The following is a 14516-nucleotide window of genomic DNA, read 5'->3' as shown; positions in this document are numbered from 1 at the left end:
TCAGGTGTAGCGGAAAACTTAAAACAAAGGAATTGTTGCTGTTGTGACTAGACGACTGCTGATTGTAGAGGATGATCCGGGGCTGCAAAGCCAGATGCGCTGGTGTTTCAACGCAGATCTGGAGGTGAGCGTGGCCTCCGACAGAGAAGCCGCTCTTGCCGCGCTCAGGCGAGAAGAGCCTGACGTCGTAACACTGGACCTGGGCCTCCCCCCGGACCCGGGTGGCGCGACAGAAGGCTTCGCATTGCTCGAAGAAATCCTTCGTCTCGCGCCCTTAACCAAAGTAATTGTCGTTACCGGCCGTGAAGACAAGGAAAACGCGGTCAGAGCCATAGGAATGGGAGCTTCCGATTTTTATCAGAAGCCACTGGATGCTGACATTCTGAACTTTGTGGTTAACCGAGCCTTCCGGCTTGCAGAACTGGAAAAAGAAAATCAGGATCTCGCACAGCAAGGCAATGGCACCAACATTAAAGGCATTGTCGCCGCAAGCCCGCAAATGATGGCCGTATGCCGCACGCTCGAGAAGGTCGCGCCCACCGACGTAACAACCCTCGTTATCGGTGAAACCGGCACAGGCAAAGAAGTCCTCGCCCGCGCCTTGCATGATCTGAGCCCCAGAGCCGGCAATGTCTTCGCGGCCATCAATTGCGCTGCCATTCCCGAGAATCTTCTTGAAAGTGAGCTCTTCGGCTTCGAGAAAGGCGCCTTTACCGGCGCAACTCAAGCCAAAAAGGGCAAAATTGAAAGCGCCAATGGCGGAACCCTCTTCCTTGATGAAATAGGCGACATGCCTATGCCACTGCAGGCGAAGCTGTTGCGCTTCCTGCAAGAACGCGTAGTAGACAGAATAGGCTCGGTAAAACCAATCCCGGTCGACGTACGTGTAGTGTGCGCCACCCACCAGAACGTAACTCAGTTGATCGAAAGCGGGCAATTCCGGGAAGATCTTTACTACCGGATCAGCGAAATCACCCTGGATGTGCCAGCAGTAAGAGATCGCGACGGTGATGCGCTGGTTATAGCCCAGTCGCTACTCAAATCCCTCGGAAAGCAAATGGACCGGCAGAACCTTACGTTCTCGGAAGATGCCATCAACGCGATCAGCAGCTACGCCTGGCCCGGCAACGTTCGTGAAATGATCAACAAAGTAAAACGAGCCACCATCATGGCTGACGGTAAACGGATTACCAGTGAAGATCTTGAATTACCCAGTAGCGAAGAACCAGGTTCAGGCCATCTGAACCTTCGCCAGGTTCGCGAACAAGCCGAACGCAAGGCTATCACGCAAGCATTGCAGACCAGCGGCTTCAACATGACACAGGCTTCCCGGCTTCTGGGCGTAACCCGCCCGACTCTGTACAACCTAACCGACAAATACAAAATTGACACATCGGCAGAAGCTTCGGAATCCTGAGTTAACCTCGAGGCATACGATGGCAGCGAACGGCTCAAGGAGCAGATTTATATGATCACAAGAAAAGCCAAACTGAAGTCACTTCCCAGCCTGGTGCTTGCGAGCAGCCTGCTGCTTGCACTCCCTCTGCTTACGGGCTGCAACAACAGCCCGGATTCGTCCGAAGCCCTGTCTCACATTACCCGGGCCGAAACCTATTCCGAACAGGGTCAGTTCCGCTCTGCCCTGCTCGAACTGAAAAATGCCATTCAGAAAGACCCGAATAATGTTGACCACATAGTGCGACTTGCGGACCTTTACCTGCAGGTAGGTGCAGCAAAGCAAGCCTCAGAACTCCTGGCACCCTGGATACAGGAGAAACCTGAGGCCGTAGCCCTTACCCTCGCCCGCGCCTACGTGGAACAAGGCAAACAGCTCTCAGCCACAGAAACTCTTGCGCTGCAGACCCCAGACTCTCCCGAAGACCAGCTGGAAGCGTCACTGATCCGTGCAGAGGCCTTGCGCAGAACCGGAGAATCAGCAGAAGCTCTTGCACTTTTCAGCAACCTTTCCGCAAGTAACTCCTCAAATATCAAAGCAATAGCAGGAGTTATCCAGGCACAACTCAACCTGGGGAGAAACACCCAGGCAATAGAGGCTGCTGACGAATGGCTGGCTCTGAATCAGGCAGCTCCTGAAGTTCTGTATTTAAAAGGCCTGGCCCAGTATCGGCTAAACCAGCTCGAACAATCGTCAGCAACACTTACCGATGCCGTTGGCATTCTCCCGACATCTGACATGTTTTTGCCTATACGTCGCAATATTCTGTCCACGCTGTCTCGTGTGCTGACAGAGCAAGGGCAGATAACAGAAGCCCAGATCTACAACCGCATACTGGCTGAAAACCAGAACAGCGATGCACGGGAGCAAGGGCAAGCCGCGATCGAAGCTATCAAAGCGGGAAATTTTGAAGACGCAAAAGCGATTCTTAGAGACACCCTGAAGCTCGACCCGGAGAATGAACAGTTAGCCATGCTACTGGGAGCAATATCTGCCGGGACTGGCGAACTGGACGAAGGGGCTCAACTCCTCACAGAAAACCTTGACCCGGAAACAACACCCACCCAGTTCATCAGAGCAGCGACAATGGCTCAGATTGATACGGGAGACCGGCAAGCCGCCCTGACAACCCTGGACAGGGCCATAAAGGCCCGTCCTCATGACAACGAGCTCCTGGCGATGCACGGCATTCTGTCCCTCAGCCTCCCAGGCCATGAAGACAGCGGCATCGCCAGCCTCAGCAAAGCCATCGGCAACGAACCCGAGCGTGTAAGGCTAAGGCTTGCTCTGGCAAGATACTATCTGCGGAACGATAAACCCGAACAGGCACTCGGGCAGCTTCGTATGGCCTTCACCTCAAACCCTGCGGACTGGGCCACCACCAGCACCTACCTCAACGTACTGATCCGGCAAGGGGAAAAACAGGAAGCCGCAGAAATCCGCGACTCGCTGCTCAACGGATATGGGGACCAGCCCCGGGCCGTTTTACTGGCAAGCCTTGTAGATACCCGCCTCGGCAATATGGATAAAGCCGTATCACAACTTGAGGCTCTTGTTAAAAGCAGCCCGGAACTACAAGCCCCCAAGGTCGCTCTTGCCAGCCTCTATGCCCAAAACGGACAGCGTGACAAGGCTGTTAACTTACTGGTAGACGCTGCCACCCTGGCTCCGGAATCCATACGCCCGTTGCAGCGGGCTGGCCAGATTTACATGCAGGACCATAACGTAAAAGAAGCAAAAGCCTGGCTGGCCGGTATTGCCGAAAATCATCCTGAATTAAGACAAAACACCGACACGCTCAGCGCACTGATAGCCATAACCCAGGGCGAACTCGATGAAGCCAGAGCATCCCTTGCCCCGTGGAAGGACTCTGATTCAGCAACCATGAAGCGCGCCTACAGCCAGTTGTTGCTGGCCGAAGCCCAGTCTGCAGTTAATGCGAAAGACTGGAGTGAGGCTCGGGCTAAAGCCGCTGAAGCCATCACACTCGAACCTGAAAACATTGGGTTCGCGCTGCTGCCAGTGGGCATTGCCCAGGCGGAAGGCAAGATTGAAGATGCATACACCACTCTTGATGCCGTTGTAGAAACCCACGGTGAAGTCACAGCAACCATACTTTCGCGGGCAAAACTGCTCAACCAGCAAAAAGGCTCAAAAGCAGCCTACGAATACCTTTTGGAAAAATGGGAAAGCACCAAGAATATTCAGCTGATGCCGTCGATTATCGGGCTGGCTAAAGGGGAAGCGCCAGACTCACTCAACGACCTTACAGATGACTGGCTTGACGAGGCTCCACAAAACCTCACAGCACACCTGGCCCGAGCCGACTGGCTGATGTCCAATGATCAGGAAGCCGCCGCTGCAAACCACTATGAGCAGGTCCTTGCACGACAGCCGAATAACCTGGCCGCGTTGAACAACCTTGCATGGGTGCTGCGCGAGGATGACCCCGACCGGGCACTAAGGCTCGCCAGGCAGGCAAGCGAAATAGCACCCGGCAACCCGGCCATTCTCGATACCTATGGCTGGATTCTTCACCTGACCGGTAAACACCTTGAGGCTAAAGCGATCATAGAAAAAGCCCTTACCCTTGCTCCTGGAAATAAGGATATTTCAGCCCACCTTGAGACGGTAAAGAAGGCGCTTTAACGACCTTAGCCGATAGTTTCACATCGCTATAAAGCAAAGGCCTGAAGTGTAAACATTTCAGGCCTTTTTTCTTTTCCGGCGTCGAATTCCTTTACATGACCTTAAAAACAACAAATATAAAGTTCTATTTATCAATAAGATACAGACTTGGCACAACTTTCGCTTTATTCGGTATCAGTATCGGGCAGTCCCGGTAAGATGCCAAACCATCCGTGAGGATGGGACGGAAAGCCAAGGGTCTCTACAAACAAAAAAGAGACAGCCTGGTTGCAAAGCAAACTATAGGGAATTAGAGCTAAACAACCGGAGAAAAAAATGAAAATCAAACTTATAACGGCCGCAATTGCATTAACCGCTTGGACAGCGCAAGCAAGCGCAATACAAGTGTTTGACGATGGACAAGACGGTGTTGGAACTGGCCTGCAATCGCAGCTTGACGCTATCAGCGTCTCTCCTGTAGCCGGCGTTTCAAGCATAGACGTCAACGCAGATCAAATGGCTGATGGCCTGGATAGCTACTGGGGCATTACCGGTTCTGGCGGCAGCGTTACAACGTTCATTGTTGAAATCTCAGGCCAGTCTGGTAACAACACGTTTGGCATCTATGACCGTGCAGACGCAACAAACTATGTAGAACTGTTCAGTGGCAGCTCAGCTCCCAACACCGGCTTCAATAGCCAGGTTACGCTCAGCATGCTTGCTGACGGATCTGTTGGCCTGAACAACCAAGACACCGGTACCGACTTCTCCAGTAACCAGTTCGGCTACTACCTTGGCACTGCCAATGGCCCGAAATTCTATTCAGACAGCAGTCTGAACCAGGATAACTCTGACCAAATGGTAGCCATTGGCGGCAACAACGTTGATACCATCCAGATTCCAGGCTTCGCTCCTGGCCTTTGGACAAACAACGAATTCGTGCTGGCCTGGGAAGATGGTCTTTATGCCGACTCCGACCAGGACTTCAACGACCTCATCGTAATGGTAGAGTCAGTTTTGCCAGTACCTGAGCCTGGCACTCTTGCCCTTCTCGGCCTTGGCCTTGCAGGACTTGGTGCAGCTCGCCGTCGTCAGAAAGCCTGATTCCGGTATAGCATGAGAAAAAGCCAGCTTCGGCTGGCTTTTTTGTTTTAAATTCAAGTTTTATGTAAACGATATACACAGTATCCTGTCCTTTGATATTCAGTCCGGCGGACAAACCGATGTTAGGGAAGACGTTAGACAATCTCTCTCTCTCCAGGCCTTACCTGATCGCTACCGCAATAGCGGTGCTGATCTTTTATCCCACATGGATAAGGCTCGCGGAAGCATGGTTTGAGTTCGAGCAGGTTCTGGCCCACGGTCTTGTAACCGCCATTATTTTTCTTGGCCTTTTGTTGATCCATCCTCCCCAACATACCGCCCCCTTAACACAGATAAAACCTTACCACCTTGCTGGCGCAGTGCTGTTAATCCTTACAACCCTGATATGGGGGCTGCTGGAACTGGTTCGCATCGATACCCTGGCCTACCTGTTGCTCCCTGCAGGGCTAATCACCACTACCTGGGCCCTACTGGGGCTGGGTCGGGCACTGAAGTTTCTCCCCTACGTACTCCTGCTATCGCTTTCACTGCCTGTCTGGGCGGACCTGGTTCCAGCCCTTGTGGATCTGGCAAGCGTCATAGTGGGGAGCTGGGTTGGGTGGTTCGGGATGACAGCACTTATTGAAGGGAACAGCATCAGCCTGCCCTATGGCCGCCTTCTCATTGCTGACGGCTGCTCAGGGATAAGATATTTCGCAATCTCCCTTCTGCTGGCAATGATGATGGCCATCCTCAACGACTACCGCTGGCGTGGCTGGCTGATCACCCTGCTGGCAGCAGCGACGCTCGGCCTCATCGCTAACTGGGTACGCATTACCATCCTCGTCGTCGTCGCCTACGAAACTGACATGCAAAGCGAGATGCTTGCGGATCACGAAACCATGGGCTGGATGGTGTTTGGCGCCTTCATCCTTCCAGCACTGTACTTTTCGCCAGTTCGCCGACGGGTAAAAACCGCTGCTCTGCCTGCGGATGGCAGCATTTATAAAAGCGGCATTGCTGCGATTGCCGTCGCAATTATTCTTGGCCCGATGGCTCTCGCATTTGCTCACAGCACAGCTACCCAAAAACCTCTGTGGGTAATAGACCTCCCGGAATTCCGGCAGACCCAGCCAGGGAAATTACCATTGCCCATCTCTCTTCCCGGTAATCTGGAACAGCAAGTCTGGCGCTCTGGCAGCACCTGGATATCATTCGCACAGAATCAGAAAAAAGGTGCTGAAGAAAAGCTGGTTCCCTATTTACCTCAGTTATTCGACAAGTCAGTCTGGCATGTTGAAAAACAGCTTGAGCCGGGCATCAGTGTTTATCGAAATATCCTGACCAGAAATAGAGTACTGGTGGCCCAACAGTATATGGTTGGTTCACAAAGCAGCTGGAGCTACCGTAACGCCAAGCTACTGCAGATTCCGGCCGCACTCACAGGTGAAACACGCTTTGCTTTGATAACCGCACAAACACTCTGCGGCCCCAGAGACTGCACAGATGCCCTCCCCGAAATACGCTCCGCAATGGCCTTGATTGAACAACAAACGCATTCAATTTAACATTATTTAACAAAAATACGCCTTCCCGTACATCCTCAATTTCGCCTTTAACTGTCTGTTTGCACGACTGTTCTTTAGTCCAAACCGGCTTCGCCTAGTTAATGATACGACATGTTTTGTCAACCCCTTCTCGCTTAAAATTGTCGCCTATGACAAGTACCCCGGCAGAACACGTTAACCAAGCGTTCTTAACCGTTTACTGATATATCCTGGAAGCGCCCGTGACAAGCACATCTATCGAGACTGCAATCGCTGAATGGAGCACTCTCCTCGGGGAGTCCGGAGTCGTTGCTGCCGGCACGGAAAGCTATGGCGCCTCGACAACAGGAACAAATCGCTCAATTCCGGCGGTACTCCGGCCGAAGAATCAGGAGCAGGTAGCGGCAGTTCTTAAAATCGCCCAACGTTGCAAGGTCGCGGTTTACCCAGTGAGCACAGGCAATAACTGGGGTTACGGAAGCGCCAACCCGGTCGAAGACGATTGCGTTATTCTCGATCTTGGCCGGCTAAACCGTATTTCCAACTTTGATTCCGAAATGGGTGTGGTCACTGTCCAGCCTGGTGTTACCCAAGGCGCCTTAAGAGAATTCCTTGATCAGCATGATGGAAACTATCTCGTTCCGGTAACGGGTGCTGGGCCCACCTGCAGTATTCTGGGCAACGCCCTTGAACGGGGCTACGGCATTACCCCGATTACTGACCATTTCGCGGCGGTAACGAAGATAGAGGCCATTCTTCCCGACGGTACCCTTTACCAAACGCCTCTGAGCCAACTTGGCGGTTCAGAAGTCGACGGTCTTTTCAAATGGGGTCTGGGGCCTTATCTCGACGGGCTTTTCAGCCAGGGGAACTTCGGTGTAGTTGTGAACATGACGATCGCCCTTGCGCCAGTTCCTGAAACGGTAACCGCATTTTTCTTTTCCACAAAAGACGACGCAAAGCTGGAAGCACTGGTTCCCACTGTGAGGGCTGTTCTGCGAACGCTGGGTGGATCGGTGGTGGCCATTAACCTGCTCAACAGCCAGCGCATGCTCTCAATGATGGCCCCCTTCCCGGACGACAAGGCCGTCGATGGGGTATTACCGGCCCAGGAAGTAGCACGTATGGCGAGTAGCCATGGTGTTCCAGCCTGGAGTGGGGTCGGAGCAATCTACGCATCCAAAGAGGTGGCCCGGGCTACCCGTCGTACGCTACGCAGACTTCTCGGCCCTGTTACCGACCGCCTTATCTTTATCAATCAACGAAAGGTGGATGTCGCGAAAAATATCTCACGCCTGCTTCCGGGAAAATTGGCTACGCGGGTTAAGGGCATGGCTGACACGCTCTCAGGGGCACTGCAAATCATGCACGGCGCTCCAAATGATGTTGCACTTGCACTCGCATACTGGCGTTCAGGCACCCTCCCCCAAGCCGGGCAAGCCAAAAACCCTGCCCGGGATGGTTGTGGACTCATCTGGTTCGCGCCACTGGTCCCGATACGGGGCAAGGATGTTCGCCGCTATATCAACATGGTCGAAACAGTTTGCCCCCAGTACGGTATCAACCCGCTGATTACGCTGACGACAGTGAACGATCGTTGCTTCGATTCCACTGTGCCCCTGCTCTTTGACCGTAACAACGCGGATGCAACAGCCCGGGCCAATGACTGCTATCGCGCGCTGTTCGAAGCCGGGCAAAAAGAAGGATTTCTGCCCTATCGCCTTAACATCGACGCAATGGACATTATGAATACCGGCGGCTCTGGTTTCGCCGGGCTTGCCAGCCAGTTGAAAGCGGCTGTCGATCCGAATTCCATCCTGGCACCAGGACGTTACGTACCCAGAATAAAGCATTCCGAGGTCTGATTGCTGTTACCTCGACAAACCCGTAGTACGCCGTTACCTGATTTGAAACGGCACTACTTATGCCAAATAGCCCATGGAGTGGGAAAGAATGAGGACTTACAAATGCAAACAGGGTTTGCACTTCAGCAGAAAGCAGAACAAACACACACAGATCTGACAGATATAGATGTCAGTACCATATTCAACTCGGTATTCAGTGTTCAGCTAGCTACCTCTACTGAAACAATTAACGAGGTGTTTGAACTTCGGTATCAGGTTTACTGCATCGACCGGCCTTTCGAAGACCCTGATTGCTTCGCAGATAAACGCGAACATGATGCATACGATCCCAGATCCGTCCACGGCCTGATCCGGCATCGAATATCCGGAGACGGCGTCGCTGCTGTGCGTCTCGTCATGGCTGGCGATCACCCGGGCGCCGGGGATTTCCCTATGGAAGGGCCTTGTATCCACAGAATGGACCGAGACACTCAGAACGCTATCGCTGGCGTCCCTCGCGAGCAGATCGCAGAAATATCCAGAATGGCCGTCAGCCGGGAGTTCCGGAGACGCCTTAACGAAGAAAAAGAAGTTTCGGGCATCAGTGAACCCGCCTATTACAGGGATTCAGAAAATGGCAGGCGGGCCATGCCATACATCAGCCTGGGGCTTTTCGCGGCCATCCTCCAGATGTCCATTAAAAATGGAATAACCCACTGGATGGCTGTCATGGAACCTGCCCAACTGCGGCTTCTGAAGCGGTTTGGTGTGGAGTTTGATCATGTAGGCCCGGCGATGGAGTACCACGGCCGTCGGTGCCCTGCTTTCACCGAAGCGGCAACACTGGTTGAGCGCATGAAGGTGAACCGCCCGGATGTCTGGTCACTGATTACAGACGACGGGCGATACCTGCCGGCGAAACCGAACACCGTCGGATATGTGCAAAATGAAAGGAATGTTGCCTGACAGCACGACCTTCCCGCCATTAAAAAAGCCCCCGATTTCCGCGGGGGCTTTTTCCTGTAACAGCTCTGTCTTTTAAACGTTATGACTTTGCTGCTTTTTTCCTGCGAGACAGACCAAGCCCTGCCAGACCCATGCCCAACAGCGCCAGTGTTCCTGGCTCAGGCACCATCTCGGTAGCTGTGATACGGAAGCGTGTCTGGAAGTCGGTAACAGCGCCTTCCTCAGTCACAAGACCAACACAACCGCTTGAAGCACCCGCTGCGGCACAACTGTCATCAGCCAGAGTGGCCAGCCCGGCCAGTTCCAGGAACACAGTGTAGACGTAACCATCATAGCCAAATGATGAGTTGAATTCGAAGTTGCCGAATTCATTCAGCGTTGAGCCTGTGACGTCCCCAATGGTGAATATATCCGCACAGGGAATACCCGCTGCTTCAACACAAGGAGCAACGTTTGCCGTTTCTATAAAGAAACTCTGGAACGTAGTCGCAGACGCAGGCAAAGAGGCTCCGGGATCCGGAGCGAAAGGCGTAAGAGTCAGCGCAGATGTCAGATCAAAGCTATCCAAGGCGAGGCCTTGGGATGGCAGAATATTGTTGGTGTGGGTAAACACACCACCGTCAACATAGCCGCCATCGGTCATAAGACCACTGGCCTCGTTGACATCGGTAATCGAGACAGAAGACTGTGGCCCAGCGCCAACCCCCCAGGACAAGGTGCTGGTGTTGTTTCCAGAAAGCGTGCCCAGACCAGCGGTTGCAGTAGCATTTTCGAATACGCTTTCAACCTGATAACCCCAATCGGTTACCAGCGCCGCGCTGGCAGACTGCGCACCCAGTGCAAAGGGCACGATAAGGGATGACAGAAGCGTTTTTTTAATAGTGTGGTTCATCTTTTCTCTCCTTGAATAGTGGACGCTGCCATCTGGAATGCAAGTCAACAGGTCAGCGCTGGGTATCAGGCAGCATCATCCATGCCACGAATCTAAAGTGCTTATCTTTCAATCATGTAAAATAATGTTAAATCGAAATCCCATGGATGTGAAAATCAGGATGTAAGTATCTTCGACACTTCTATAATAAAAACACCTCGCTTGAGGCTTCATGTAATTAATTGCGGAGCATTTAACCCGACTAATTAGATCGAGATGACTTAACTAACTTATCGCAAAGCAACTTCAGGACTAAAGAGCTCTTCCAGTTAGCCGACAGGCCTCAAAGGCTGTAAAGTATCCCGACACCACAAGGCAGTGTAGATGATGGAAAAATCGGTCGTCTGTTATTTGATTCAAAGCAGCAGGGATGGTAGAACGCCCTTTGAATGGTTCTGGGAATGTACCAATACCTGAGTATACTGGGGCAGAGCGCAATCTGAATCAGTTCATCCGTTAAAACTACCCCGAGTGGGGGCTGTAAATCGGTTTAGTTCCAGAAGGATGCTGTTTTGGAAGACAATATTGTTTGGCACGATCACAAAGTGGTGCGTTCTCAGCGAGCCGAGAACAAAAACCAGAAGCCCTGCATACTCTGGTTTACAGGCCTGAGTGGGTCCGGAAAATCTACCGTCGCCAATGCGCTGGATGTGGCATTGCACAATCGCGGCTATCACACGTTCCTGTTAGATGGAGATAACGTCCGCCACGGCTTGTGCAGCGACTTGGGCTTTTCCGATAGCGACCGGGTGGAAAATATCCGCCGCATTGGAGAAGTGAGTAAGCTGTTTGCTGATGCAGGTTTGATTGTTCTAAGCGCCTTTATCTCACCCTTCAACAGTGATCGGCGCATGGTACGTAAGCTATTTCCTGCGGGTGAGTTTATAGAGGTGTATATGAACACTCCTCTAGCAACCTGCGAAGAGCGTGATCCCAAGGGGCTCTATCAAAAAGCACGTGCAGGTGAAATCAAACAGTTCACCGGTATTGACTCACCGTATGAAATACCCGCCCACCCGGAAATTAGTCTGGATACATCCAGCACCTCAGTGACTGATTGCGTTGAATCCTTGATGAACTACCTTCTCGACCGAAAGTTGATCACAACTTAATCACAAGACGACACTCCGACTCAAAGAGACAGCGCACTCCATGGACTGGCAAGGAATTCTCACTCTAGCAACACTCTTCTCAGTCCTGTCCGCTCTAATGCTAACTCGCGTTTCGGCAGATCTGGTCCTTATGGCTGCGCTGGCCTTTTTGCTGATTATGGGCATCGTTGCTCCAGGCGAAGCTCTGGCCGGCTTTGGCAATCCGGGTGTTATAACAATTGCCACCTTATATGTTGTTGCTGGAGGACTGAAAGAAACTGGGGCCGTGCAGTGGATCGCCCGGCGATTGCTGGGTCATCCTAAAACAGCCAAAGGCGCACAATTACGGATGATTGCACCAACCGGACTTCTAAGTGCGTTCATGAACAACACTGCTGTAGTGGCCATGTTCATTCCCGCCATTCAGGATTGGGCCCGGAGGTTGGGCATTCCTGCTTCAAAACTCCTTTTGCCGCTCAGTTACGCGGCTATTCTTGGCGGGACCTGCACCTTGATTGGCACCAGTACCAACCTGGTTGTTGACGGGCTTCTTCAGTCCGAGCTTGGCATCCAACTGGGTGTATTTGAGCTGGCCTGGGTTGGTGTGCCGCTGCTACTGTCTGGTGGAGCTTTCCTGGTCATGTTCGGCTCAAAGCTATTGCCAGATCGCGGTAGTGCAAGGGATGAACTGGCCCAGGTTCGGGAATACGGTGTTGAAGTTGAAGTGGTCAGCCCAGGGCCTTTAATTGGTAAATCGATTGCTGAAGCCGGGCTACGCGCCCTTAACTACGGGTATCTGGCTGAAATTGACCGGGATGGTCGGCTGATTACTGCTGTCGGGCCCGATCGAGTGCTACAGGCTGGCGATAAACTATATTTCATTGGTGCCCCAGAGTGTGCTACCGAATTACGGCGTATTCAGGGGCTCAAGCCCGCCAATGGTAATGTGCATAAACTGGATGTTTCGAATCACCAGCGTTGCCTCGTTGAGGTTGTTCTCGGACCAGAGTTTCCTGCGCTTGGACAAACCATTCGCGATAGCCAGTTTCGTACCCGTTTTAACGCAGTTATATTTTCTCTTGCTCGCGAAGGCCGACGGGTTCCCGGTAAGTTAGGTGATATAACCCTTAAAATTGGTGATACCTTGCTGCTTGAAGCCAGTCACCAATTTGTAGCTCAGTACCACTCACGACGTGACTTCTTGTTGGTTAGCGCGTTGAGCGATTCGACGCCACCAGACTTTCGCAAAGCGCCGATAGCTTTATGTATTCTGGCTTTAATGGTTTTAGCTAGCGCGAGTGGATTGCTGCCCATTATGGAGGCTGCGTTTCTAGCCGCAGGCGGCATGATTGTTTCCGGTTGCCTAACAGCGAACCGGGCCCGGCTTAGTATAGATTTATCTGTACTGATTGTTATTTCCGCCTCCTTTGCGCTTGGCAATGCTATGACAATAACCGGCGCAGCAGACTGGATCGTAGATGGCATACTCGGGACCGGGGACCTGTCCCCGTGGCAAGTCCTGATTCTCGTTTATCTATTGACAGTGCTATTTACCGAACTGATTACCAATAACGCTGCCGCCGTGCTGATGTTCCCAATAGCACTGTCTCTGGCCGAGCGACTGGACGTAAGTGTGCTGCCCTTTGCAGTTGCTGTCATGTTCGCAGCATCAGCGTCTTTTATCACTCCGCTTGGTTACCAGACTAATCTTATGGTTTATGGCCCGGGACGGTACCGGGGTACAGACTATATAAAAATTGGTCTGCCGATGAGCCTGATTGTAGGTGGTGTTGCGATCTTGCTTATCCCTCTAATCTGGGGGTTTTAACGACGCATATTGCTTTCTGGTGCAAAACATATGCTCAGTTCAGCCCCACTCGCCTTCCAATTTCCGGCCCACATCAGCAGGTATCGCCCGGAACGATCATTAAAAAAGCCTCTTCGCAGATCTTTGCTATGCTAAAACGCAAGCGGCTAGTCAATCAGGTGAACTTTCAGTTGGACTGCAGGGGCTAGCCCCCTATTTTTTCCTCCAAGAAATCAGTGAGTAATGAGATCCGTACCTCAAGCTGGATAAAGGAAAGGACTCTTAAAATGGATAACAATACTGAGTTCCAAGCGCTTAAAGCACGCGAATGGTCTCTTTACTCAGAAAGAGGCGACTATTTTACCCGCTGGTTTGGCTTGCCGGTTTCGCTACAGATCACCAGGCTGTATCTGAAACTGGGGTTGAATGAAAACCATGCATCAGCCTCTATGCTCATCACCGGCCTTATCGGAGCTGCACTGATGATACTGGGTCCATGGGGGATATTCCTGGGGGCATCTTTTCTTGTACTGCATTATCTTTTCGATTACGTGGATGGCCAGATTGCAAGGCATCGTGGCCGCGCCAGTGTGAACGGTGCTGTACTCGATCGCTGGAATCATTTCCTCGTAGAAACAGCCACCTTTCCTTGCCTGGCGTTTGGTTTGTATCTGTATAATGATCAGATCTGGCCATGGATTGCGGTCTGGATTCTCTATATCTGGAACAGGTTTCGGGTTTTGCTCGCCCAGTTACCTGCAAATATATTAGCGGAAGAGCTATCACGATACCCAAGGTTCGAGCGTGAGATGATGCGGATGAACCTTTCGAAGGAAGAGGCTCCATCCGGGAATGCAGCCCCCAAACCCACCCAGGCAGGCAAGAAGAAAAGCCGGGTTGCCCGAATCAGGTCTTCTGTTTCCCGTTTTCGGGTAGCGAGCACGTCCTACAACGGTTTTACAATGCTCCTCTGGTTTGGGGCAGCACTGGATCTCATTGCCGGATACCTTTTTTCGACGGATGGGATTATTGAAATGATAGTGATCATCCTGGCGGTTTATGCGGTTTTTAACATTATTGATTATTCCTGGACTTACATTCGCTCAGACAGAGTAGCTCTGGAGCTCTCCTCCCGGCTGAAAACCTTTTCAAAGTGACAAACC

General features: G+C 52.1%; 10 protein-coding genes and 1 riboswitch. Of the genes, 9 read left to right on the top strand and 1 reads right to left on the bottom strand.

What is annotated here, in order from left to right; all coding sequences use genetic code 11:
• The first annotated feature begins 43 nt into the window (after positions 1-43).
• The 6 genes from prsR to CPA50_RS06770 all read left to right on the top strand — a co-directional run bounded on the left by prsR (position 44) and on the right by CPA50_RS06770 (position 9524).
• Complete coding sequence (gene prsR, locus CPA50_RS06795) at positions 44-1417, top strand: PEP-CTERM-box response regulator transcription factor (RefSeq protein ID WP_096781658.1); 1374 nt, start codon at positions 44-46, stop codon at positions 1415-1417.
• 51 nt (positions 1418-1468) lie between these two features.
• Positions 1469-4105, top strand: coding sequence for a tetratricopeptide repeat protein (locus CPA50_RS06790; RefSeq protein ID WP_096781657.1), 2637 nt, complete (start codon positions 1469-1471; stop codon positions 4103-4105).
• A 190-nt stretch (positions 4106-4295) separates the two neighbouring features.
• A riboswitch (cyclic di-GMP riboswitch) is annotated at positions 4296-4380 on the top strand.
• 40 nt (positions 4381-4420) lie between these two features.
• Positions 4421-5188 carry a DUF4114 domain-containing protein gene (locus tag CPA50_RS06785; RefSeq protein ID WP_096781656.1) on the top strand — a complete coding sequence of 256 codons (768 nt, stop codon included), beginning with the start codon at positions 4421-4423 and terminating at the stop codon, positions 5186-5188.
• A 119-nt stretch (positions 5189-5307) separates the two neighbouring features.
• Complete coding sequence (locus tag CPA50_RS06780; RefSeq protein WP_096781655.1) at positions 5308-6735, top strand: exosortase/archaeosortase family protein; 1428 nt, start codon at positions 5308-5310, stop codon at positions 6733-6735.
• Positions 6736-6956: 221 nt separating this feature from the next.
• A complete protein-coding gene (locus CPA50_RS06775) occupies positions 6957-8579 on the top strand; it encodes an FAD-binding oxidoreductase (protein WP_096781654.1) in 1623 nt (540 codons plus the stop codon).
• 102 nt (positions 8580-8681) lie between these two features.
• The gene (locus CPA50_RS06770) at positions 8682-9524 is read left to right on the top strand and encodes a PEP-CTERM/exosortase system-associated acyltransferase (RefSeq protein ID WP_096781653.1); all 843 of its coding nucleotides are present in this window, start codon (positions 8682-8684) and stop codon (positions 9522-9524) included.
• Between the two features lie 79 nt (positions 9525-9603).
• Here CPA50_RS06770 and CPA50_RS06765 read toward each other — a convergent pair whose 3' ends face one another.
• Positions 9604-10416, bottom strand: coding sequence for a THxN family PEP-CTERM protein (locus CPA50_RS06765; protein WP_096781652.1), 813 nt, complete (start codon positions 10414-10416; stop codon positions 9604-9606).
• Positions 10417-10967: 551 nt separating this feature from the next.
• On the opposite strand from CPA50_RS06765, the gene cysC reads away from it, so the two are divergent.
• From cysC to CPA50_RS06750, 3 genes are all read left to right on the top strand, one after another.
• Positions 10968-11567: an adenylyl-sulfate kinase gene (gene cysC / locus CPA50_RS06760; RefSeq protein ID WP_096781651.1), complete on the top strand. Its 600-nt coding sequence runs from the start codon at positions 10968-10970 to the stop codon at positions 11565-11567.
• Positions 11568-11607: 40 nt separating this feature from the next.
• On the top strand, positions 11608-13374 hold the full coding sequence (locus CPA50_RS06755; RefSeq protein WP_096781650.1) for an SLC13 family permease: 1767 nt from the start codon (positions 11608-11610) through the stop codon (positions 13372-13374).
• Positions 13375-13640: 266 nt separating this feature from the next.
• Complete coding sequence (locus tag CPA50_RS06750; RefSeq protein ID WP_096781649.1) at positions 13641-14510, top strand: CDP-alcohol phosphatidyltransferase family protein; 870 nt, start codon at positions 13641-13643, stop codon at positions 14508-14510.
• Positions 14511-14516: the final 6 nt, after the last annotated feature.

Origin of the sequence: Marinobacter sp. ANT_B65 (assembly GCF_002407605.1) — a bacterium.
Classification (GTDB): domain Bacteria; phylum Pseudomonadota; class Gammaproteobacteria; order Pseudomonadales; family Oleiphilaceae; genus Marinobacter.
Note: the sequence above shows the minus strand (reverse complement) of the source record. Positions and strands in the feature narration are given on the sequence as shown.